We start from the raw sequence: 24,837 nt of genomic DNA on the forward strand, positions 1-24,837 counted from the left end.
TAGATAAAAAATAAAACCATAAATTTTTGTGGTTTTATTTTTTAAGCGCGGATCGTGTGTAGGAGGTTTTTTTATGGCTCAGGTAGAAGAAGTAGAAGGCATCGTGTTATCTGTGCGAAATCATCGCGAAAATGATCAATTGGTTAAGTTGTTTACAAATCGTTTTGGTAAACGCATGTTTTTTGTTAAAGGAACCAGAAAGCAAGCAAACAAACTAAAAACAGCTGTATTGCCTTTTACAAAAGCGACTTATATCGCTGACATCCGTGACACTGGACTTTGTTTTATCCGTGATGCAAAAGAGGTAGAACAGTATAAAAGCATGCAAACGGATATCTTCTTGAACGCCTATGCTACTTATATCTTAAGTTTAGCAGATTCGGCCTTAGAAGATGGCATAGTGGACAGTACACTCTTTCACAGAATTGATCGCTGTTTGACTGAGATCGATGAAAAAACCGATCCAGAAATTGTGGTAAACATATTCGAAATTCAAATTTTGCCTTATTTTGGAGTTGCACCTGAATTTAGAGGTTGTCGTGTGTGTGGAATAACAGAAGGTGTATTTGATTACTCTGGCAGTTATGGTGGACTGCTATGTCAGAATCATTGGCATTTAGATAAACACCGGTACCATGCCAGTAGGAGAGCCATTCATTTTGTACGTTTATTTTCAGTCGTTTCTTTAGACCAATTAGGATCTATCAATGTCAAAGAAGAGACAAAGCGCGAAATTAGAACATTGATCGATATGATCTACGAAGAATCAGTTGGAATCAAGTTGAAAAGCAAAAAGTTTATTGATCAGATGTATTCCTGGGGTGATCTTTTAGTGAATAAAAGAGTTCCACCTGAGGAAACCACAGACTAGGATATAGGATAAGAAAGTAACTGTTGACAATAGTCAATAGTGAAGGTTATTATAGGTTTAAGTAAATAACCAGCGATGAAAGAAAAAAGTAAAGACTTTACCTCTATAGGAGCGAATTTGGGATAGTGTGAGCCAAATATAGACAAAGTTTTGAAAGGCATTCTGGAGCTGTTCGATAAAAGAGATGCTAGTTTTTATTAAACTAGAATTAGGGTGGAACCGCGATTGTACTATCGTCCCTATGCTGACACACTTGTTAGCATAGGGATTTTTTTGTATTGTTTTTAATAAAGTCGTTACTAAACGATCTAAAAATTTAAGAGGAGAATGACATTATGAAAGAGAATAGCTTAACATTTCAAGAAATAATCATGACATTACAGAAATATTGGTCTGATCAAGGTTGTCTACTGCTTCAATCCTACGATACAGAAAAAGGAGCAGGAACAATGAGTCCGTACACATTTTTACGCGCTATTGGACCAGAACCTTGGAACGCGGCCTATGTAGAACCTTCAAGACGTCCAGCAGATGGTCGTTATGGTGAAAATCCTAATCGTTTATTCCAACACCATCAATTCCAAGTAGTTATGAAACCTTCTCCAGATAATATTCAAGAACTTTATTTAGAAAGTCTTCGCTTACTAGGAATCGATCCTCTTGAACATGACATCCGCTTTGTAGAAGACAACTGGGAAAATCCTTCAATGGGTTGTGCAGGTCTTGGATGGGAAGTATGGTTAGACGGTATGGAAATTACTCAATTTACTTACTTCCAACAAGTTGGGGGATTAGAATGCAATCCTGTAACCAGTGAGATTACTTTTGGATTAGAACGATTAGCTTCTTATATTCAAGATGTTGACAGTGTTTATGATATTGAATGGACTAAAGGGGTTAAATATGGTGAGATCTTTATTCAACCTGAATACGAACACTCTAAGTATGCTTTTGAAAACAGCAATCAAGAATTGCTTTTAATGTTGTTTAATGAATATGAAAAAGAAGCAACTGCACAAATTGAAGCTGGATTAGTTCATCCTGCTTATGACTACGTGTTGAAATGTAGCCATACATTTAATTTGCTGGATGCTAGAGGTGCCGTTTCCGTTACGGAACGTGCTGGATACTTAGCTCGTATTCGTAACATGGCTCGTGCGATCGCAAAAGCTTTTGTTATTGAACGCGAAAAATTAGGTTTCCCTTTGCTTCAAGCTCAATCTGCTGAAAATAAGGAGGCAAAAGAAAATGACTAAAAATTTATTATTAGAAATTGGTTTAGAAGAAATTCCAGCTCACATCGTAACTCCAAGCAGCAAACAGTTAGTCCAAAAATTAACAGCTTTTCTAAAAGAAAACCGCTTAGAACATGGAGAAGTGATCCCGTATTCTACTCCCAGAAGATTAGCGGTGGTTGTTAAAGATATCGCGGAAAAACAAGAAGATATTCAAGAATCTGTTAAAGGACCTGCTAAAAAAATCGCTCAGGATGCTGAAGGGAACTGGAGTAAAGCTGCTATTGGTTTTGCTCGCGGACAAGGAGCTACTACAGAAGATATCTACTTTAAAGAAATCAAAGACGTTTCTTATGTTTATGTTGATAAATTTATTTCAGGTAAAACCGTTAATGAAATCCTTATTGGTTTAGGTGAAGTGATTGCATCAATGACATTCCCTGTAAGCATGCACTGGGCAAATCATTCATTTAAATACATTCGCCCGTTCCACTGGTTAACAGCTATGTTAGATGAAGAAGTGATTCCATTCGAATTATTAGATATCAAAACGTCTAATACCTCTCGGGGACACCGCTTTTTAGGCACAGATGTCACTTTTGCTAGTGCTTTAGATTATGAAAAAACATTAGAAGCAGTCTTTGTTATTGCAGATAGCGAAAAACGCAAACAGATGATTGTTACGCAAATCGAAAAATTAGCGAAAGATAATAAGTGGTCTGTTTCTTTAGATGAAGAATTACTTGAAGAAGTAACGAATTTGATTGAATACCCTACTGCTTTTTATGGCACATTTGATAAAAAATATTTAGATTTACCAGAAGAAGTATTGATTACTTCAATGAAAGATCATCAACGTTATTTCGGAGTAAAAAACAATGAAGGAGCTATCTTACCTTACTTTATCTCTGTACGTAATGGAAATGCTGAACACCTTGATATGGTTGCTAAAGGAAATGAAAAAGTGCTGACAGCTCGTTTAGATGATGGTCAATTCTTCTATGAAGAAGATCAAAAATTAACGATTGCTGCTTGTGTTGACCGCCTGAAACAAGTAACTTTTCATGAAAAAATTGGTTCGATTTATGAAAAAATGAACCGAGTGAAAGCAATTGCTCAACTTATCGGGAAAAATGTAGGGTTAAATGATACTGAATTAAAAGATTTGAACCGTGCTTCTGAAATATACAAATTTGATTTAGTAACCAATATGGTTGGCGAATTTCCTGAACTACAAGGAATTATGGGTGAAAAATATGCTATGATGCAAGGTGAAAATCCAGCAGTCGCTGCCGCTATTAGAGAACATTATATGCCTACTTCAAGTGAAGGGGAACTTCCTGAAACGGCTGTTGGAGCGGTATTAGCTATTGCAGATAAATTAGAAAGTGTTCTTAGCTTCTTTGCAGTTGGTATGATCCCGACTGGCTCGAATGATCCTTACGCGTTGAGACGTCAAACATATGGTATCGTGCGTATTATTGAATCAAAAAATTGGAGTTTCCCTATGGAATCTCTTAAAAAAGATATCTTAGCTGCAACGGTTATCGAACAAAGTGCATTAGCCCAAGGGTATGCTTCAAGTAACTTAGAAGTGATCGACTTTATTAAAGCTCGTATTCGTCAGTTGCTAGTTGGGAAAAATATCCGTCATGATGTGATTGATGCTGCATTGCATTCTCGTCAGGAAGATATGATCAAATTGATAGAAGCTGGACGTGAAATCAACCGTCATTTATCAGATACGGTCTTTAAACCAACTATAGAAGCGTTGACTCGTGTATTGAATCTAGCTGCTAAAGGGAAAGAATTGCTTAACCAAACAGAATTAACTGTAAATACCGATTTATTTGAAACAAAATCTGAACATGAATTATATGAAGCATTTAGTGCAATCGAAAAAACTGCTCATGATAGTACTAGCGATCAAAACTATCAAGCGTTTGAACAACTACAACCGTTGATTGATACCTTTTTCAATGAAAACATGGTCATGGCAGATGATGAAGCTGTTCGTAATAATCGTTTAGCTTTATTAATGAAAATTTCTAAATTTGTTTTATCTTTTGCAAGTGTAGATAAGTTAGTCGTTAAATAAATTTCCGCAAATAAGTTTACTTTGTGCTCCATTAAGGATAGAATTTTCCTTAGTGGAGTTTTTTTTAGTCAGCCTTATAAAGGAGTGGAAAAATGGATGATTATCAGTTAAATATGAAGCGAGTCTATGAAAAACCTGAGAAGGAAGACGGTTACCGCATTTTAGTTGATCGAATATGGCCTAGAGGGGTATCAAAAGATAAAGCAGCTATCAATGAATGGGCAAAAGAGATCACTCCATCTTCAACCATTCGCAAAGAGTTTGATCATCAACCTCAAAAGTTTGAATGGTTTAAACAAGCTTACTGGACGGAATTAACAGATAATCCTAGATTAGAGTCATTTCTAATTCATGTATTTGAGCAATTAGAACAGACACCTGTAACATTTGTCTATGCCGCAAAAGATGAAGAATTCAATCATGTGGTTGTTTTGATGGATTACATTAAGACAATAAAAGCGACATGATTTTTTATTATGAAAGTATATAAGCACGTTTGGAGGTCCTTATGTTAAAACGTTTTTTAAGTTATTATAAGCCGTATAAAAATTTATTTATTTTGGATTTTGGATGTGCTATTGTAGCAGCTATCTTAGAGCTGTCATTTCCACTAGTTGTTAATCGAGTCATTGATGATTTACTGCCTTCAGAAAACTGGACACTCATTGTGACTGCATCGTTGTCTTTGCTATTTTTATACATTGTAAATACATCACTGCAATATGTAGTCGTTTATTTTGGTCATAAACTAGGAGTAAACATTGAAACAGATATGCGTCGAGAACTATATGGACATCTACAGAAACAGCCTTTCAGTTATTACGACAATCAGAAAACAGGTAAACTGATGACACGCTTGACGACTGATTTGTTCGAAATATCAGAAGTGGCTCACCATGGTCCAGAAGATGTATTTATCACATTTATTACTTTAGGCGGTGCCTTCGCCCTTATGCTGACGGTACATGTCCAATTAGCTTTAGCTACATTTGTGATGATTCCTTTTATCACGATTGCTTTAGTTTTTTTCAACAAACGAATGACCAAGATCAATACAAAAATCTTTAATGACTTAGGTGAATTTAGTGCTGGAATTGAAGCCTCTGTCAGCGGAATACGTGTTGTACAAGCTTTTGCAAATGAAGAACATGAAGCTGGCAGATTTGAGATTCTGAACCAAGCTTACCGAAAATCAAAAATCTTATTTTATAAAATGATGGGGATCAGTTCTTCATATAATTACTTGCTCATCCGTTTGATTAATTTATTTGCTTTATTTTTTGGAGCATATTACACGATACAAGGTGAAATTACTTATGGTGATTTTGTAGGATTTATTTTATTGTCCAATATTTTTGTTCGACCAATTGAAAAAGTAAATACAATGATTGAAAGTTATCCTAAAGGAATTGCTGGATTTAAACGTTTAACAGAAGAATTGGATAAAGAACCGGCGATTCAAGATAAAGAGGATGCCATTGAAGTGAAACGATTGAATGGAAATATTGACTATAAAAGCGTTTCTTTTTGGTATGATTCTTCCAAAAAAGTTTTAGATGGAATTGATTTATCCATTCAAGCTGGTGAAACTGTGGCCTTTGTGGGTCCTAGTGGAGCAGGTAAGACAACAATTTGTAATTTATTGCCTCGTTTTTATGAAGTTAATGAAGGTGAGATAACGATTGATGGCATCAATATCCAAGATATGTCGATGCATTCACTGAGAGAACAAGTTGGTGTAGTGCAACAAGACGTGTATCTTTTTCCAGGTAGTATCAGAGAAAATGTCGCTTATGGAAAATTGGATGCAAGTGAAGAAGAAATACGACGTGCTGTTCAATTGGCTCATTTGGAAAAAGTAGTTGCTGATATGCCTGAGGGACTAGATACGATCATTGGTGAGAGAGGTGTTAAATTATCCGGTGGTCAAAAGCAACGTCTATCTATTGCTCGGATGTTTTTAAAGAATCCGCCTATTTTGATCTTAGATGAGGCTACTTCTGCTTTAGATACTGAAACAGAACAAGTCATCCAAGAATCCTTAAACTCATTAGCAAAAGGTCGTACCACATTGATTATTGCTCATCGCTTAGCGACAATCAAGCATGCTACACGGATTATCGTTGTCAATGAAGAAGGAATTGCTGAACAAGGTAGCCATGATGAGTTATTAGCAAAAAATGGCGCATACAAAAAGCTGCATGACGCGCAATTTAGTTAATCTACTTCAAAAAAAGAAACCACTAAAGGGAATTTTAATTTTCCTTGTAATAGTGGTTTTTCTTATTTCGTGCGTTCAAGAGTAATGACTAACAAATGAGGTTTGTTGTTGATTCGAAATGGGAATAGGCTATTTCCAATTCCTCGGCTTACCACTAGTTTTTTTGAAGCATCTTGTTCGCTGTCGTAAATGCCAGTTGTATACTTAGGGGAAAATCCTTGGCCAGGAGCGTATAAAGGACCGACAAGGGGTACTCTTATTTGACCACCGTGTGCATGACCGCTGAATGTGATATCTGGCTGAATCAAAGGATTAGAAGTTAAATACTGTTCGAAGTACTCAGGATGATGAGCGAGTAAAAGTATTGGCATATCGTCTAGTGGACCTTGTACAGGTACTTCGCTAGGATAACTTTCATCTCTAACGCCCACTAAAGCTAGTTGAGTACCTTTTAAGTCTAAGGTGATTTGTGTATTGTTTAATAATAGGACACCGCTTTGGCTAATTTCTTTTTCCCATTCTGCCAATTGTCCGCTGCTTGTCTCATGATTTCCTGAAACAGCATAAGTTGGTGCGATAGCCATTAAAGAACTGCCGAATTCCGCTAGAGGGATATTTTTCAAATCAGCTGTACGATCCATTAAATCACCCGTTAGAAAAATTAGATCCGGTTGTACTTTTTCAATTTCAGAAAGTAACGTCTCAATTGAAATGCGATTTCTTTCAAAATGAGTATCTGATAGATGAACAATTTTTAATTGGTTTAATTCTTGAGGAAGGTCCTCTAGTGCAATAGTTTGGTATTCAATGTCTAATGAACGATTCTGGTAATAACCATAGACACAAAAAGAAATAGTTGGAATTATGAGTAAAAATAAAATAAGTTTAAATTTCTTCATTTGGTCTCCTTAGTGAAAACGTTTTTTAAAGTATAGCATATTACGTATTCTTCCTTGTTAATTAAATTAAAAAAAGTTATGGTTGTAAAGATGAAAAATAGTTTTAATAATAAGATGGCTGGTTTTAAAGCTTAAAATTAAATTGACTAAGGTATAATGAACGTAAGAAGAATTCAACAATTGAAAAGGACTGATTTTATGGATGCAACTAAAAGAAGAAACAGTATCGTTTCTATTTTATTACAAGAGAATAGAGCTGTAAGTGCGAGAAAATTAGCGTCAGAACTGAATGTGAGTCGTCAGATCATAGTTGGGGATGTGGCTTTATTGAGAGCAAGCGGAATGGATGTAATCGCTACACCAAAAGGATATGTTTTGGAATCAGAATCTATGACGAATAAATATATTGGCAAATTGGCCAGCCAACATAATGCTGCTGAAACCAAAGACGAGCTGTATGACATAGTAGATAATGGTGGAGAAATAGTAGATGTTATAGTGGAACACCCGGTTTACGGAGAATTGAAAGGACGATTAGCCATTTCTTCTCGTTATGATGCAGATAAATTTTTAGAAGCCATTGAAAATAAACAGGCTAATTTATTATCTGAATTAACAGATGGAGTACACTTGCATACTATTGCTTGTGCAGACAAAAAAGCCTTTGAAAGAATCAAAGATACCCTTGAGAATCATGGGTTTATCTATAAAAATTAAAAGGTGTCTTGACATCTTTTGATAAACGCCTATAATTAAGTTTGCCAACGTGTCAAGACACGTGTAAAGCACATCTGAAATTAGGAGTTGTCAAAATGAAAACAAGTAAAGTTCATAAGTTAACCATAGCAGCACTATTAGTAGCTGTTGGTATTTTAATACCGATGATTTCACCGATCAAAATTGTTTTAGAACCCGCTTCTTTTACATTAGCTAGTCACGTATCCATTTTTATAGCCATGTTTATCTCTCCAATCATTGCTATAACGGTAGCATTAGGAACAGCTGTTGGATTTTTATTGGGTGGTTTTCCCATTATTATTACTTTAAGAGCATTGACGCATGTCGTATTTGCAGGTGTTGGATCTTATATTCTGCTCAAAAAACCTGAGATACTCCAATCAGCCGTAAAAACGCAACTCTTTTCTTTGTTTATCGGCTTCCTTCATGCTGTTTGTGAAGTAATTGTGGTTTCAGCTTTTTATTTTGGTGGAGAAATGACAACTGCTTACTATGCTCAAGGGTTTCTTCAATCGGTCTTCTTGTTAGTCGGAGTAGGTACCATTATACATAGCATGATTGATTTTATGCTGGCACATATTGTATGGAAAGCATTAATCAGTCGTAAAACATTTGCAGCAACTGTTGCAAAGTTAAAATAAACAACTCATTCTGTTCAACTAACCCTTATTCTTTAGAAACTTTCTTCGGTTTACTAAAGGATAAGAGTTTTTTATTTTCAGAAAAGTAACTTGATTGATTCAACAAATAAAAAGGGGCGGTAAGGTTGAAATGATATCTTGCAATGAAGAATCTAAAATGTAGATTCTAGAAAAACAGTTATAGGATAAGAAAGCAATAACCATATAAATCCTAACGACTGTTATAAATACTAAATTGACTTTTGTGCATCAATTTTAAAATTTGTTTTATTGTACAAGATGTGCTAATATAAAACATGTATATTTCTGTCTGAGAATAGATTTTGTGAGTAGAGTCGCACTTGTTTTTTTGGTGCGGCTTTTAGAGACTTAATGTTATTTAGGATTAGGCGTAGCGTTCTTTATTTTTTAGTAAGAGGTGAACGAATTGGCAATGATGATTCCAGAAGAAACGGTCAATAAAATACGACAAGAAACCAATATAGCGGATGTTGTCAGTCAATATGTTCAGTTGAAAAAGAAAGGAAAAAACCTATTTGGCTTTTGTCCATTTCATGAAGAACGAACTCCTTCCTTTTCAGTTACAGAAGAAAAACAAATTTTCCACTGTTTTAGTTGTGGACGAGGCGGAAACGTCTTCACTTTTCTAATGGAAGTTGATGGATTAACTTTTCCAGAGGCTGTTATTAAAACAGCTGAAATGAGTCAAGTACAACTAGATGATTCTTTGGTGCAAAACCACGATCATAACAATCAAGCGACTGACTCAACAAAAGAAAAACTTATCCGCGTTCACGAAGATAGTGCTGAATTGTTTCATCACATTTTATTGAATACTAAAATTGGAGAAGATGCTCTAGACTATTTGACTCAAAGAGGATTGACTAGAGACATAATTGATACCTTTAATATTGGTTTTGCTCCACAAGAAAGAACTATGTTGCATCAGTATTTAATTGGAAAAAATAATGAGCAAGAGTTATTGCAAAAAACAGGTTTGTTTGTTGAAAAAGATAATGGAGATTTAATTGACCGATTTTACAATCGAATCATGTTTCCTATTCGAAATCAGCAAGGAAAAACGGTTGGTTTCTCTGGCCGGATTTTTCAACAAGACACTGAAGGAGCACCAAAATATTTAAATAGTCCTGAAACTCAGTTGTTTAACAAGCGAAATATTCTTTTTAACTTCGATCTTGCACGAGCCTCTATCAGACGAGAAAAAGAAGTTATCTTATTTGAGGGTTTTATGGATGTAATCGGTGCTTGGCAAGCAGGGGTGACCAATGGAATTGCTTCAATGGGAACCAGTCTGACAAATGAGCAGATTCATTTGATTGATCGAGTAACGGATCACGTATTAATTGCTTATGATGGAGATTCTGCAGGGATAGAAGCCACCAAAAGGGCTAGTGAACTTTTAGCGACAGAGACCAATTTTGATATTGAGATTATTCGTTTCTCTGAAGGTATGGATCCTGATGAATATATCAAAAAAAATGGGTCAGATGCTTTTAAAGAATTGATTGCTCACGGAAGAGATACACTATTTAGTTTCAAGATGGCTTATTACCGCAGATCGCTCAACTTATCAAATGAAAGTGAACGGTTAGGGTATATCGAAAAGATATTAACAGAACTGCTTAGTGTAACATCAGCTGTTGAAAGAGAACTTTATTTCAAGCAATTAGCGAATGAGTTTGAGCTTTCAATGGATTCTTTAAAAGAGCAATTTCAACAAAAGTTTCATGATTCTCGTAAAGAACGAACAAAAGAGAAGCATCAGCAAATGCAACAACGTTCTTCAATCGAGGTAACTGTTCCTCAAGTACAAAGGCAAAAAAGAAAGCCGGATAACATTGAATATGCAGAGCGTTTATTGTTAAATCGCCTATTTCATTTTGAAGAAGCGTGGATAATCGTAAAAAACGCTGCAGATGAATTCCACTTTGCACACGATGAGTATCAGATGGTGTTTATTTTGTATGAGAGCTTCCGTGAACATACAAATCATGAAGGTTCGATTGATGCATTCATTGATTTTGTTAAAGAACCGGAGTTGAAAAATTTAATTGTTGAAATTGAACTGTTATCTATCAGTGATGAAATTTCTACCAGAGAAGTTGAAGATTATTTAGATGTGATTTCAAGAAAATCCGTTCTTCAGACGCAGTTAAAGGAAAAACAAGAAGCCTTAACAGAAGCATCACGAAGAGGCGATAAAGAACAACTTCGAGTATTAATGATTGAAGTAGTCAATTTATCTCGATTATTGAAAAATTAATAAAATGAAATTTAATCATAAGTACTAGTAAGATTGAAAGAGGAGGCTTTTTAATGGCTGATAAAAAACCGAAAACAACAAAAAAAGCGTACGATAGTGAAGTAAAAGTGTTAATTAAAGAGTATAAAGCAGCAGGAACGATTCATTACGATGAGTTAACAAATAAAATAGTAACTCCTTTTTCTTTAAGTGTAGATGAAATGGATGAACTTATCCAAACTGTTGAAGATGCAGGCGTTGGGGTAGTTGGAGACGATGGTGGCCCAACAGCTCGTCAATTGAAACTGAAAGAATTAAAAGCAGAAAAAGATGCAGAGAAACCTGAAGACCTAACAGCTCCTCCTGGTGTGAAAATCAATGATCCGGTTAGAATGTATTTGAAAGAAATCGGACGAGTTAACTTATTAACAGCTTCTGAAGAAGTTGAATTAGCAATTAAAATCGAAGAAGGCGACCAAGAAGCTCGTCAACGTCTTGCGGAAGCTAACTTACGTTTAGTTGTTAGTATTGCCAAGCGTTATGTTGGACGCGGAATGCAATTCCTAGATTTGATCCAAGAAGGTAACATGGGATTAATGAAAGCTGTTGAAAAATTTGATTACAAAAAAGGATTTAAATTTTCAACGTATGCAACTTGGTGGATTCGTCAAGCCATTACGCGTGCAATTGCCGACCAAGCTCGTACAATCCGTATTCCAGTTCATATGGTTGAAACAATCAACAAATTGATTCGTATCCAACGTCAATTGTTGCAAGATTTAGGCCGCGAACCAACTCCAGAAGAAATTGGAGCAGAAATGGATCTGCCAACTGAAAAAGTTCGTGAAATTCTAAAAATTGCTCAAGAACCTGTTTCTTTAGAAACACCTATTGGGGAAGAAGACGATTCTCATTTAGGCGATTTTATCGAAGACCACGATGCAACTAGTCCAGCTGAAAATGCTGCTTATGAGTTGTTAAAAGAACAATTAGAAGATGTACTAGATACTCTGACAGACCGTGAAGAAAATGTATTACGTTTACGTTTTGGTCTTGATGATGGACGTAATCGTACTCTTGAAGATGTGGGCAAAGTATTTGGCGTTACGCGCGAACGTATTCGTCAAATCGAAGCTAAAGCTCTTCGTAAATTACGTCACCCTAGTCGTTCTAAACAATTAAAAGACTTTTTAGAATAAAATGAGTGAAGGCCGCCTAAATAAGTTCGTTTATTAGGTGGCCTTTTTCTATGGGAACAGATAAATTGTACGTTTAATAAGAAAAACTGGTATAATAAACGATGTAGGAATGAAGGGATGAATGACATGTTATCATTTGAAGAAAAAAAGGCTATCTTTGATAGTTACGAGGAATTAACGGCAACAAAAGTATCGATGAATCGATTGAACTACCATTTTAAAGACAGTGCAGTACCTAAAACAATGGCGATACGTTTCCTTCACCCGAATGGAAATGCGCTGATTTATGCAGGTTATTTGCCTAAAGAGGAAACAGATAAAGGATATGTTTCTGTTAGAGACGAAACGGAAGAAACGATTCGTTCTATGGTGGATCAAGCAATTGCTCACTTAAAGAAAACAGCTGATGGATATGAAGAAGGCTATACTGAATTATGGTTTGACAATAAAGGCGACATTTTACGGTTGGTTTATGATAATCCGACATGGGTGGTTGCCTTACCAAATGATCAAGTTGAAGGAGTTTTTAATACTAAAGATGCCGCAGAAGGCTATTTGATGGATGAGGAATTCTTCGAAGGATAAAGAAAAATCACTAAATGAAAGAAGTGTTGAGTATGGACGAAAGTCAACTATCCTTGCGTTTAAGTAGTGCTGCGGCTTATGTTGAACCAGGAGATCGTTTAGCGGATATCGGTTCTGATCATGCTTATCTACCTTGCGCTATCGTTAGCAAAGACCCTACTGTTTTTGCCATAGCAGGTGAAGTTGTGGATGGACCATTTCAAGCAGCGAAAAATCAAGTTCAGCGTCTTGGATTAACAGATCAAATCAGCGTTCGGTTGGGAGACGGTTTAGAAGTTCTCTCTTCAAAAGATGAAGTGAGTGTGATTACGATTTGTGGTATGGGAGGATCGTTAATTGCTTCTATCTTAGATAATGGGTTCAATAAAGGTCATTTAACAGGGGCCGAACGCTTGGTCTTGCAGCCTAACGTAGGAGAAAGAACCTTGCGTGAGTGGTTAGTAAACCATCAATATTCCGTCATATCTGAAGAGATCATTGAAGAAAATGATAAGATTTATGAGTTGATGGTTGCCAAAAAAGTACCTTCAAAAAAAATAACCGCAACAGAAACTGATTTAACATTTGGCTTTTATTTAAAAGATGAACAGTCAGCTGTTTTTAAAAAGAAATGGCAACGGGAACTTGAAAAAAACCAATATATTTTAAATAGTTTAACAAAATCAAGTACAGATCAACAAGCTAAAATAAAACAGTTCCAAGCAGAAATTCAAAAAATAGAAGAGGTGCTAAAATGACCGAGACCTATGGAAATGAGTTTGTTCAAAAATTTGAATCATTTGCTCCAAAACAACTAGCTGAATCTGGAGATCCAGTTGGACTAGCTGTCGGAACATTAAATAAACCGATAAAAAAAATGATGATCACATTGGATGTACGTCCTGAAGTGGTGCAAGAAGCGATCGAACAACATGTCGATTTTATCTTTGCTCATCATCCGCCTATTTTTAGACCTTTAAAAAACTTAGCAACTGATGATGCACAAAATAAAATGCTTGCTGATTTACTTAAAAATGATATAACGGTTTATTCCGCGCATACAAATTTAGATGTGGCAACAAATGGTATGAATACATGGTTAGCTGATGAAATTGGGTTAAAAGAAACAGAAATCATGCACGTAACAAAAAGACTTTCTTATAAAAAAATTGCAGTATTCGTCCCGAAAGAAAATGAAGAAGAAGTTCGAAAAGCATTAACAGCTGCTGGAGCGGGTCAAATTGGGCCGAATTACAAAGATTGCACGTATACATTTGAAGGTATTGGACGATTTACACCAATCAATCACGCTAATCCGACTATTGGCGAAATCGATCAAGTTGAACAAGTATCTGAAGCTCGTATTGAAGTCGTTTTTCCAGAACATTTGACACAAACAATTGAGAAAGCTTTATTTGAGGCTCATCCTTATGAAGAACCACCTTACGATTTGTATACCATTGAGAACTTTGTCGATGAATACGGATTGGGAAGGGTCGGAAATCTAGCAGAACCGATTTCAGTTCAGGAATTTGCTCAAAAGGTAAAAGATGTTTTTGGTGTGACTGGTTTGCGCTACATTACACCGGATAATCAAAAATTGATCCAACGCGTAGCAGTTTGTGGGGGAGACGCTGGGAAATATTATCCAGAGGCTCTTAGAAAAAAAGCAGATGTCTTCATTACTGGAGATGTTTATTACCACACGGCACACGATATGTTAGCGGATGGTTTGACGGTTATCGATCCTGGGCATCACATTGAAAGTATTTGCAAGCCAAGATTAGCTGACTTGTTTACACAATGGAAAACCGAAGCAAATTGGAATTTTGATATTATTCAGTCATCAATAAATACTAATCCTTATGAGTTCATTTAAAAACAATGTTGAAAGGAAGTTAATTCTTATGTATGAAAATTTAGTCCCTCGTTTTATTCGTTATGTAAAAACAGAAACACGTTCTGATGAAAATAGCACAACCATTCCATCTACGCAAAGCCAAGTCGCATTTGCTAAAACGTTAATGGAAGAATTAAAAGACCTTGGTTTAAGCGATATTGCCTATAATGAAGCCAATGGTTACGTTACGGCAACTTTGCCTAGCAATACAGAAAAAACAGTTCCCACAGTAGGCTTTATTGCTCATATGGATACGGCCGATTTTAATGCTGAAAATGTGAATCCACAATTTCATGAAAACTATAATGGAACAGCAATCGTTTTAAACGAAGAACAACAAGTTGTTTTAGATCCAAAAGATTTTCCTAATCTGAAAAATTACGTTGGGCAAACATTGATCACAACAGATGGAACAACGTTATTAGGAGCCGATGACAAAGCAGGAATCGCTGAAATTATGACAGCTATGGAAGTATTGATCAATGATGATTCAATTGAGCATGGTGATATTCGTGTTGGGTTTGGACCAGATGAAGAAATTGGGATCGGGGCAGATCGTTTTGATGTTCCGGGTTTTAATGCAACATTTGCGTACACAATGGATGGCGGACCTGTTGGCGAATTAGAATTTGAAAGTTTTAATGCAGCTTCAGCTATTGTAAAGATTCAAGGTAAAAATGTTCACCCTGGAACGGCTAAAAATACAATGGTCAATGCAGTAAAAATTGGAATGGCTTTTGATGCTTTATTGCCTCAAGATGAAGTACCAGAGAAAACAGATGGACGTGAAGGATTCTATCACTTAGTTGGAATCACTGGTGAAGTAGACGAAGCGACTTTGACTTATATTATTCGCGACCATGACCGTGAGCAATTTGAAGCGCGTAAAGCCTTTATGTTGGAACAAGTTGCAACATTAAATAAAGAATATGGCAGTGAACGAATCACGATCGAATTAAATGATTCTTACTACAACATGGGTGAGATCATCGAAAAAGATATGACTGTAGTTGATATAGCTGAAGAAGCGATGAAAAATCTTTCTATCGAGCCGATCATTGAACCGATTCGTGGCGGTACAGATGGATCTAAGATTTCATTCATGGGTCTTCCGACACCAAATATTTTTGCCGGTGGAGAAAACTTCCATGGCCGCTATGAATTTGTAGCAGTGGAAAGCATGGAAAAAGCGACTGCTGTTATTGTTGAGATCGCTCGTTTGAACGCTTTAAAAGGAGCATAAAGATGATTTTTTTATGGATCTATCTGCTTTTGTGCAATAGTTTATTATTTGTACTGATGCGTGTAGATAAACAAAAAGCCATAAAACATCAATGGAGAATCCCTGAAAAAACACTTTTATTTTTAGGCCTCATTGGTGGTGGAATAGGCGGTATCTTAGGGATGCGACTGTTTCGACATAAAACGACAAAAATTTCTTTTAAGTTTACATTTGCTTTAGGAACGCTTTTAGCTGTTTTAATGTTGGTGTATGTTAATTATTAATAGTAGTGGGGTTGAGACACAAGTCTCAACCTCTTTTTGCTGTGTTATGAATCATTAGCCTAAAACGTGCTCATTTTTATGTGGAATGCCCATCACGTAAAAGTGGGCTTCAAAACTAACGTCACTCTTTCGTCAACTGTAGTTTCACAAAAAAAGTTGAATTGTCTTATTTTTGAAGAGAACTTAATTTTCTGATTCATAAATTAAAGAATGGAAATGACACCTATTTCTCTCCTCATTATTATTTTGCGTATGTTAAAATAAGAGAGAATTGAGTTGAATGAGAGGATGTGTGAATACAATGGGATTGCAATTTGTATTAGGCCGTGCGAACCGAGATAAACGATCTGTACTATTGGATGAAATAGCAGAAAGTCTGACAAAAAATAGTGAAGAGTCTATCTTTTATTTAGTTCCGGACCATATTAAATTCCAAGCGGAAATGACTGTTTTGGAAAATTTAAGTCAATATCCTTATTTTAAAAAGAAACCCATAATGGGTATGATGCATTTACAAGTATTCAGTTTTACACGTTTAGCTTGGTATTGGTTAAAAGATACAGATATTTATGCTAAACCACAATTGACGAACACTGGATTATCGATGCTGATCCGTAAATTGTTGATCGAACATGAAGAAAAATTGACCATTTACCGTGGTGAAGTTCGAAAAGAAGGCTTTGTGCAACAGATGACAGATCTGTTTTTAGAGTTGCGTGGTGGACGCATTAGACAAGAAGATTTGGATCAAATGATGATTAATTTAGGGAATACACCTAAAGAAGCGGATTTTAAGTTAAAATTACAAGATTTATCTTTGATTTATCAAGCATTTGATGCAGCTTTATTGAATAAATATATTGAATCGGAAGACATTGTTTCTGCTTTGATCCAAAAAGTGGAAGAATTGGATTTATCTCAAACGACTATTTATATTGAAAGTTACTATCAATTTACAGCTCAAGAACAAAGTCTTGTGTTAGCTTTAATGAAAGCTGCTAAAAACGTGACAATAGCCTTGACCATAGATAAGGCGTACGCCGTTGAAAGACCTGAAATGTATAATTTGTTCCAGACGACAGGTATGACTTACTATAAATTGTATCAATTAGCTCGCCAGAATAATGTTCCAGTCTATAAAGACAAAATTATTCAAGTAAAAGACCAAGCTTATTGTGAGGAATTGAATCAACTGGAAGAGTTTTGGGTTGAGTCAAGTCAACTTACACCGACGAATACGGATGCTATTAACTCAACTCACTCGATGGGCAACTGTATTGAGGTATGGGCAGCAGAAAATAAACAAGCTGAAGTAACACATGTGGCTAAAGAAATTCGTAAATTAGTCGCATCTGGCAACTATCGCTATAGGGATATTCTCGTTCTTACTCGAAATATGGATGATTATTTATCTATTATAGAACCACTATTTACGAATCATGCAATTGAACTTTTTATTGATAGTGCAGAATTGATGAATCAGCATCCGTTAATAGAAGTTATTGATGCTTTAGTCAATATTTATAAACGGAATTGGCGGTATGCAGATGTTATGAGACTGCTCAGAACAGAGCTGGTCATTCCAATAACTGAAGGGGAAGAATCACTTTCTAAAGAACGAAGTCAACGAGTGAGTCAATTGGTATACCATACGCAAAAATTTAGAGAACGCGTAGACATAACTGAGAATGTTCTATTGGCGTATGGATATGAAGGCTACCAGTGGACGAAAACCGATCCATGGCATTACACACGCTATTTCTATGAAGATGCAGAATTTCAATCGGATAATGATCAACGTATTGAGCAAATAGCTAACTCCGTCAAAACAGATCTTACAGCATTAATTGTTCCCTTTTTTAAACGTTTAGAAAAAGCTCAAACGAGTAGAGAAGCCGCTAAAGAGCTGTATTTATTTATGGAAAAAGTTGGTATAAAAGATCAAATAGGTTTTTGGAGAGATCAAGCAATTGAAAATAATGATCTTGAAGAAGCACGTAAACATGAACAGACATGGCAGACATTTTTACAGTTGCTAGATGAATATGTGGAAGTATTAGGGGATGAACCTTTCGATTTAGATAGTTTCCATGCCATATTGATGACTGGGTTCGATAATGCTACTTATAGTATGGTTCCGCCAAGTATCGATCAAGTTACATTTTCTGGGATCGAAGGAACTCGTATTGGAACGGCTAAAGTTACCTTTATGTTGGGGGTTACAGATGCTCATTTACCTGCTAAAACAGAAAATAAAAGTATTTTAACGGAAGAGGACCGTGATTTCTTTTCACTTTTCTTAGATGAAACGCAGTATTTAAAACCAACTGTTGAAGCTGTTATGGCATCAGAACCATTTATTGCTTATCAAGCATTTTTAGATTCTTCAGAAAAACTAATATTCAGTTACCCAACGAGCGACGAAACAAAAAATGGACCGAAATTATCGCCTTATGTGGATCGAATTGCTAAAGCATTTGCTCTGCCGATCCAATCGAAATTAATGGATGTTACGTCAGTAGAAACGCCTAGTGAGCGAGACTTAATGGATTTTGTTGGGACAAAGAAAACAACAATGAGTCAGCTCTTAATGGTCTTACGCAAAGAGCAAGATCAAAGAGGCCAATTAACTGCTTTTTGGCAACACTTGTACTATGAGTTTAAAAGAGATAAACAAGTTGCCCGAACGTTTAATCATTTGCTGGTCAGTTTAGTCAAAAAGAATTTGCCAAAACCGCTTAAACCCGAAATCGCAACGGATCTATATGGAAAAGATCTGTATTTATCGGTTTCACGTTTAGAAGCTTTTTATGCAGATCATTACGGACATTTTTTAACTTATGGATTGAAATTGAAAGATCGAGATGTCTTTGAACTTTCTCCAGCAGGTACAGGAGAATTTTTCCATGATGCCCTGGACCATCTTTTTAAAATAGTCATTCAAAAAAATCTAACTCTAGATCAGTTAAACGAAGAAACCCTTGAACAACTGACAACAGAGGTTTTAAATGAACTTTACGGCAAACCAAAGTTCTCAATTCTAACGGCGTCTAACCGTATGAAATACATTCGCGATCAATTAGGCGCAACCATCAAAAAAATGGTGTGGGTCATTGGAAATCAAAGCCGGCGTACCAATATGAAAAATATTCAAACAGAAGTATTGTTTGGACAAGTTGCGAATCAACAAGGGATCAAAGGATTGTCTTTTCCGCTGAACAATGGCGGGACTCTTCATTTGCGTGGGAAAATAGATCGTGTAGATGCTATGACATTAGGCGATGATCATTATTTAAGCATCGTTGATTATAAATCAAGTGCGCATAAATTCAATTATCAAGATGCTTATTATGGCTTAGCTATGCAAATGATCACGTACCTAGATACAGCCCTTCAAAATGCCGTTGATCTGATCGGTCATAAAGCTAAACCTGCTGGAGCTTTTTATCTGCATGTATCGAATCCTTTTATGAAAAAAGGAACGTTCTTAGATGAAACAGCTTATATCAATGAGTTATTAAAATCCTATAAAATGGATGGCCTGCTGCTTGAAGATGAAGAAATGCTGCTTTCATTGGATCCGACAATCGAGCCGACAAAGGCTTCATTGGTTTATCCATTCAATCAATTGAAAAGTGAAGCTTTAAAGTCAAATAAATTTGTTACATTAGATGAAATGACTGCTTTGCGTCAGCACAATCAAAAACTGATTATAGAGGCAGGAAATAAAATAGTGGACGGTGTGACTACATTAAACCCGTTCTATGAAAAAAGACAGTTTATTCCTACTGTGAATGGTCCGTTACGGGCGGTTTCTCAATTCGATGCCATGTTGCCTGAAAATAACTACCGACGAATGGATGCTTTAAAAAGAGAAGATATTCTTAAAAAAATGCAAGAAGAGGAGGAAGATGAAGAATGATGAGCCCACTTCCGCTTAAACCTGATAATAGTCGTTTTACAGATGGACAATGGCAAGCAATCTATGAAGCAGGTCATAATATCTTAGTCTCTGCTTCAGCTGGTTCTGGTAAAACGACCGTTCTTGTCCAACGTGTGATCGAAAAAATAAAATCTGGGACAAATGTTGATGAAATGTTGATCGTGACGTATACCGAAGCTGCAGCAAAAGAAATGAAAGCTCGTATCCAGACTGCTATCCAGGAATCTGTTACTTCTGAAAGCGATATGGAACTGAAGAAACATCTCACCAGACAAGTGACTTTGATCCATCAAGCGTCTATCAGTACGCTGCATGCTTTTTGTCTGCAAGTGATCCGTCGTTACTACTATTTGATTAATCTAGATCCAATTTTCAGATTACTGACAGATGAGACAGAAATACTGCTGTTGAAAGAAAGTGTTTGGGAAGAAGTACGAGAAGAACTATATGGTGAAGAAGAAAGCTTATTCAAATCTTTGACAGCCTCTTATTCGAACGATCGAAGTGATGCCGGTCTAACCGACTTGATTTTCTCATTATACGAATTTTCAAGAGCCAATCCTAGACCAGCTGTATGGTTGGAACAGCTTTCTTATTTGTATCAGGTAGAAGACAATGATCTGACAAAAGGAGTTCTATACAAAGAACTGTTAAAACCGCAAATAATATCGGTGTTAGATAGTCTGGTAGAATTGTCACAAACGGCTGGTCAACTTGGAGAAGGCACTGATGAACTCGACAAACAAACGGAATTAGTAAAAAATGAATGGACCGCGTTACAAGAGATCCAAAATCACATTCAACAAGACAACTATCAAGCTGCGTACAATTGCTGCAAGTCTATTGAATTTGCTCGTTGGAAAGCTGTAAAAAAAGGTACTGATGAAGCAATCAAAGAAACGGCCGAAGAAATGAAGTTGTTGAGAGATGAGTACAAAAATCGGTTCAAAGAATTGATCAATGATTATTTTTCAGCATCGCCTCAAGAACAAATTGATCTTATGTTGAGTGCTGCTCCGCTGGTAGAGGAAATGGCACGTGTTACTCAGCTATTTACGGATGCTTACCGTCAACGTAAAGATGAACGTAATCTACTAGATTTTAACGATTTAGAACATTTGACTCTTCAAATCCTTGCTCAAATCAAAGACGAAGAATGGATTCCTACAGAAGCATCTATGCATTACCGAGATAAATTTAAAGAAGTCATGGTTGATGAATACCAAGACATCAACCAATTGCAAGAAAATATTTTACGTTGGTTAGCTCATGATCAAGCCGACCAAGGAAACCTATTTATGGTAGGAGACGTGAAACAATCCATTTATTCTTTCAGGTTAGCTGATCCAGGGTTGTTTTTACAGAAATACGAACAGTATGAGCATCATCAATCGGGTGAACGGATTATTTTAGCCGAAAATTTTCGTTCAAGGGGTGAAGTTCTGCAGTTTACGAACTTGATTTTTGAGCAATTGATGGATAAAGCAGTGGGGCAAATGGACTATGATGAAGCTGCTCAGCTCATTCAAGGTTTTACTGATTTTCCAGAGCTGCAAAAGCATCAACCTGAAATTTTGATTTATGAGAAAGGCACTAATGACCGTGAAGATGAGGAAGAAAACACAGAATCGGTCAATTGGGATATGCGGATCGAAGACAAAACGGAAGGCGAATTGTTGATGGTAGGGCAAAAAATACAAGAACTCATCCAATCACAATTCCCGATTTATGATAAACGGTCTAAAACGACTCGACCAATCAGCTATCGTGATATCGTGCTGTTGACTCCTACCAAGAAAAACAATCTGGTGTTGATGGAAATGTTCAAGCGTTTGTCGATTCCACTTCAGGTAAATGACACGCAGAATTATTTCCAAACAACAGAGATCACGATTATGATGTCTTTACTAAAAGTAATCGATAATCCTTATCAAGATATTCCTTTAGCTGCTGTTTTGCGTTCTCCAATAGTTGGATTGGATGAAAATGAATTGGCTTCAATCAGGATCAGCCAAAAAACGGGTGATTATTATGAAGCACTCAAAACTTTTTATCAAACGTATGCCGGTGAAGAAAAAGCCAGTCGATTTACTTCCCACTTATATAAGAAAGTCGATGTCTTTTTGAATCTATTAAATAAGTGGCGCGAACTTGCACGCAGAGACCATCTGGTTGCACTTATTTGGACGATTTATGATGATACAGGGTTTTTAGACTATGTTGGAGGAATGAGTTCAGGGAAACAACGAAAAGCTAATTTACATGCGTTATATGAGCGTGCAGCGAGTTACGAAAAAACGAGTTTTAAAGGATTGTTTCAATTTGTCCGTTTTATTGAAAAGATGCAAGAAAAAGATAAAGACTTAGCCGAACCGACTGCCATCTCTGAAGATGAAAACGCTGTTCGTGTCATGACGATTCATGCGAGTAAAGGATTAGAGTTTCCAGTTGTGTTTGTTCTTGATTTAACGAAGAAATTCAATTTACAAGATATCAAAAAAAGCTATGTGTTTAATGAACAATATGGAGTAGGAACGGATTTTAAAGATCTAGACCGCCGTATCCGATATCCATCTTTACCCGAAACGGCATTAAAAGTAGAAAAGAAAACAAAATTATTATCTGAAGAAATGCGAAAATTATACGTGGCTTTAACTAGAGCAGAAGAAAAACTGTTCTTAGTGGGTTCGTATAAAGATGAGGAAACAGCTTGGAAAGAATGGGGTGTTGTTACTGCGCATGCCTCTACTGTTTTACCAGCCGATATCCGGTTTACAGCAAGCAGTTTAATGAAATGGATCGGATTATCTCTTGTCCGCCATCCTTCAAGCAAAAACGACTATACCTCATTTACAGCCAGAAACGGATCTATTACCAACCATTCAGCACATTTCAGTATTCAATTTTATAATGAGACTGCGATTCAAGAACAAATGCATTCAACAGACACTGAACCAGATGAAGATTGGTTGGAAAAGTTAGATCAGCAGCAGGAGAAGGTAACCGCAAATGATGTTGCTACGCAGACCATCAAACAAGCTGTTGAATTGATGAATTATACCTATGAACATGAAGGAGCAACACACACGACCAGTTACCAATCGGTTTCAGAAATCAAACGGTTATTTGAAGAACCAGGTAGTGATCAAATGGTTAAAATTGATGTTAATCAACCGCGCAGCCGCAATCGGTATGTCGAAGAAACATTAGATAGACCTTTGTTTATGGCTGAACTGACCGCTCCTTCAAGCGCTGAAATAGGGACTGCTACTCACTCAGTTATGCAAGCAGTTGATTTGACTACTTTACCTACGAGAGAGTCACTTGAAACGTTGATTGCTTCATTGATTAAAATGGGTGTGTTAAAAGAAGACGTTGCTTCAAAAATCAAAATAGAACAATTGGTTCAATTTTTTACCACACCGTTAGGAAAAATGATTTTGGCCAATTCAAAAGTGGTTCATCGTGAAGAACCGTTCTCACTTTTACTAGAGGCTGAAAAAATATTTACCGATATGAACGGGGACGCGAATGATAAAATCTTAATCCACGGAATCATAGATGGGTATATTGAGTTGGAAGACCACATTGTTTTGTTTGACTACAAAACAGATAGGGTCAGCCCTTATGGAGCACAAGCTGGAGAAAAGATGTTAGAGAAGTACAAAGGGCAATTAAATTTATACCGCTCTGCATTAGAATCTATTCTAGATAAAAAAGTTACTGAAACGTATCTTTGTTTACTTGAAACAGGAGAGATCGTATCCGTTCCATCATAAAAAACATTCAGTTGTCTTTTTAAGTCTCCGGAAAGAACTATCCAGAGAAAATTAAGCTGACTCCACATGAACAATTAAAAAAAGACTGATTCAAAAATCGAGGAATACTCGAATATTGAGTCAGTCTTTTTTATAGTTATTCAACGAAACACTTTTTAAGTATACGACGCTATTTCGACGACAACGCCAAAGTGATCAGAAACGATCGGTTCATTGATGTTATTAAAAATCACTTGAGAAGAAGTTGTTTTTACCGGTTGATTGGCAAAAATATAATCGATCCTTAACCCACTTTGATTTTCTGCCCATCCATCGATAGCCTCTGCAACTGTCAAACCGTTGTCTTTTTGTTCTGCTAAATGATAGGTATCGAACCAATTTTGTGTGACTAGTTCATAACCTTCGTGTCTGATATGAGCTGGGTTATTGAAATCACCCAATAAAAAAATTGGTCCTTTTAAAGTATCGAAAAGTGCAGTGCATTTTTCCCATTGACCTGGAAAAGAATCGTGTTCATCTTGCCACCAACCCAAATGCAAGTTAAAGAACCACTGATTTTCTGATTTGATGCCAATAACTTTTCGGCTCTTATAGTCAGTATAAGCCGTATTTTCGGAAGCGAAGAAAGAGCGAGTTTCTTGAATAGGCTTCAAACTCAAAACAGCCACACCTTCATCATACCGATCATAACCGATATGTGAAGGTTCCCACGTCCAGTAGTACTCCAATCCATTCTTCTGCAGTTCTTGTTGCAACAAGAATGCGAAGTTATCTTCTTTGATAGGGTGCTCATTGTTCGTAGGTGAAAAAGTAATCAATAATGATTGATCTACTATAGGAGAAGTCATAAGTTGATTGACTTCTTGCAGTGCAATCACATCAAATGAATAGCGAGTAATCGCATCACATAAGTTGTTCAATTTTATTAAAGGATCCTCTTCCATCCAACTGTGTGTGTTTAACGTTAAAAATTTCAAAAA

General features: G+C 36.3%; 18 protein-coding genes and 1 other annotated feature. Of the genes, 16 read left to right on the plus strand and 2 right to left on the minus strand.

What is annotated here, in order from left to right:
- Positions 1-73: 73 nt before the first annotated feature.
- From recO to BR65_RS03055, 5 genes are all read left to right on the plus strand, one after another.
- Positions 74-871, plus strand: coding sequence for a DNA repair protein RecO (gene recO, locus BR65_RS03035; protein WP_034536652.1), 798 nt, complete (start codon positions 74-76; stop codon positions 869-871).
- A 66-nt stretch (positions 872-937) separates the two neighbouring features.
- Positions 938-1,115 (plus strand) — a binding site (T-box leader).
- Between the two features lie 91 nt (positions 1,116-1,206).
- Positions 1,207-2,127 (plus strand): glycine--tRNA ligase subunit alpha, encoded by a 921-nt coding sequence (glyQ, locus tag BR65_RS03040; protein WP_023177907.1) that lies wholly within the window; start codon positions 1,207-1,209, stop codon positions 2,125-2,127.
- Positions 2,120-4,204 (plus strand): glycine--tRNA ligase subunit beta, encoded by a 2,085-nt coding sequence (gene glyS / locus BR65_RS03045; protein WP_034536653.1) that lies wholly within the window; start codon positions 2,120-2,122, stop codon positions 4,202-4,204. Before glyQ ends, glyS begins: the two co-directional genes overlap by 8 nt.
- A 92-nt stretch (positions 4,205-4,296) precedes the next feature.
- On the plus strand, positions 4,297-4,671 hold the full coding sequence (locus BR65_RS03050; protein ID WP_034536655.1) for a DUF488 domain-containing protein: 375 nt from the start codon (positions 4,297-4,299) through the stop codon (positions 4,669-4,671).
- A 41-nt stretch (positions 4,672-4,712) separates the two neighbouring features.
- Positions 4,713-6,425 (plus strand): ABC transporter ATP-binding protein, encoded by a 1,713-nt coding sequence (locus BR65_RS03055; RefSeq protein ID WP_023177912.1) that lies wholly within the window; start codon positions 4,713-4,715, stop codon positions 6,423-6,425.
- A 62-nt stretch (positions 6,426-6,487) separates the two neighbouring features.
- On the opposite strand, the gene BR65_RS03060 is transcribed toward BR65_RS03055, so the two are convergent.
- Positions 6,488-7,324 carry a metallophosphoesterase gene (locus tag BR65_RS03060; protein WP_023177914.1) on the minus strand — a complete coding sequence of 279 codons (837 nt, stop codon included), beginning with the start codon at positions 7,322-7,324 and terminating at the stop codon, positions 6,488-6,490.
- A gap of 198 nt (positions 7,325-7,522) precedes the next feature.
- Here BR65_RS03060 and BR65_RS03065 point away from each other — a divergent pair, with 198 nt between their 5' ends.
- From BR65_RS03065 to addA, 11 genes are all read left to right on the plus strand, one after another.
- Complete coding sequence (locus BR65_RS03065; RefSeq protein ID WP_034536657.1) at positions 7,523-8,041, plus strand: transcription repressor NadR; 519 nt, start codon at positions 7,523-7,525, stop codon at positions 8,039-8,041.
- A 95-nt stretch (positions 8,042-8,136) separates the two neighbouring features.
- A complete protein-coding gene (locus tag BR65_RS03070) occupies positions 8,137-8,703 on the plus strand; it encodes a hypothetical protein (protein WP_034536658.1) in 567 nt (188 codons plus the stop codon).
- A 433-nt stretch (positions 8,704-9,136) separates the two neighbouring features.
- The gene (dnaG, locus tag BR65_RS03075) at positions 9,137-10,987 is read left to right on the plus strand and encodes a DNA primase (protein ID WP_236620757.1); all 1,851 of its coding nucleotides are present in this window, start codon (positions 9,137-9,139) and stop codon (positions 10,985-10,987) included.
- 53 nt (positions 10,988-11,040) lie between these two features.
- Positions 11,041-12,165 carry an RNA polymerase sigma factor RpoD gene (rpoD, locus tag BR65_RS03080; protein WP_023177919.1) on the plus strand — a complete coding sequence of 375 codons (1,125 nt, stop codon included), beginning with the start codon at positions 11,041-11,043 and terminating at the stop codon, positions 12,163-12,165.
- A gap of 117 nt (positions 12,166-12,282) precedes the next feature.
- Positions 12,283-12,750 (plus strand): hypothetical protein, encoded by a 468-nt coding sequence (locus BR65_RS03085; protein WP_236620742.1) that lies wholly within the window; start codon positions 12,283-12,285, stop codon positions 12,748-12,750.
- A 32-nt stretch (positions 12,751-12,782) separates the two neighbouring features.
- Positions 12,783-13,487: a tRNA (adenine(22)-N(1))-methyltransferase gene (locus tag BR65_RS03090; protein WP_034536659.1), complete on the plus strand. Its 705-nt coding sequence runs from the start codon at positions 12,783-12,785 to the stop codon at positions 13,485-13,487.
- Positions 13,484-14,608, plus strand: a complete 1,125-nt coding sequence (locus tag BR65_RS03095; protein ID WP_034536660.1) for a Nif3-like dinuclear metal center hexameric protein — start codon at positions 13,484-13,486, stop codon at positions 14,606-14,608. Before BR65_RS03090 ends, BR65_RS03095 begins: the two co-directional genes overlap by 4 nt.
- Before the next feature lie 28 nt (positions 14,609-14,636).
- A complete protein-coding gene (gene pepT, locus BR65_RS03100) occupies positions 14,637-15,872 on the plus strand; it encodes a peptidase T (RefSeq protein ID WP_034536661.1) in 1,236 nt (411 codons plus the stop codon).
- A gap of 2 nt (positions 15,873-15,874) precedes the next feature.
- Positions 15,875-16,135, plus strand: a complete 261-nt coding sequence (locus tag BR65_RS03105) for a DUF1294 domain-containing protein (RefSeq protein ID WP_023177928.1) — start codon at positions 15,875-15,877, stop codon at positions 16,133-16,135.
- Positions 16,136-16,436: 301 nt separating this feature from the next.
- Positions 16,437-20,057 (plus strand): helicase-exonuclease AddAB subunit AddB, encoded by a 3,621-nt coding sequence (gene addB / locus BR65_RS03110; protein ID WP_034536663.1) that lies wholly within the window; start codon positions 16,437-16,439, stop codon positions 20,055-20,057.
- On the plus strand, positions 20,054-23,857 hold the full coding sequence (gene addA / locus BR65_RS03115; RefSeq protein ID WP_211251481.1) for a helicase-exonuclease AddAB subunit AddA: 3,804 nt from the start codon (positions 20,054-20,056) through the stop codon (positions 23,855-23,857). The genes addB and addA overlap by 4 nt, the downstream gene beginning before the upstream one ends.
- A gap of 155 nt (positions 23,858-24,012) precedes the next feature.
- On the opposite strand, the gene BR65_RS03120 is transcribed toward addA, so the two are convergent.
- The gene (locus tag BR65_RS03120; protein WP_023177933.1) at positions 24,013-24,834 is read right to left on the minus strand and encodes an endonuclease/exonuclease/phosphatase family protein; all 822 of its coding nucleotides are present in this window, start codon (positions 24,832-24,834) and stop codon (positions 24,013-24,015) included.
- Between the last annotated feature and the right edge of the window lie 3 nt (positions 24,835-24,837).

It is taken from the genome of Carnobacterium inhibens subsp. inhibens DSM 13024 (genome assembly GCF_000746825.1).
GTDB lineage: Bacteria > Bacillota > Bacilli > Lactobacillales > Carnobacteriaceae > Carnobacterium_B > Carnobacterium_B inhibens.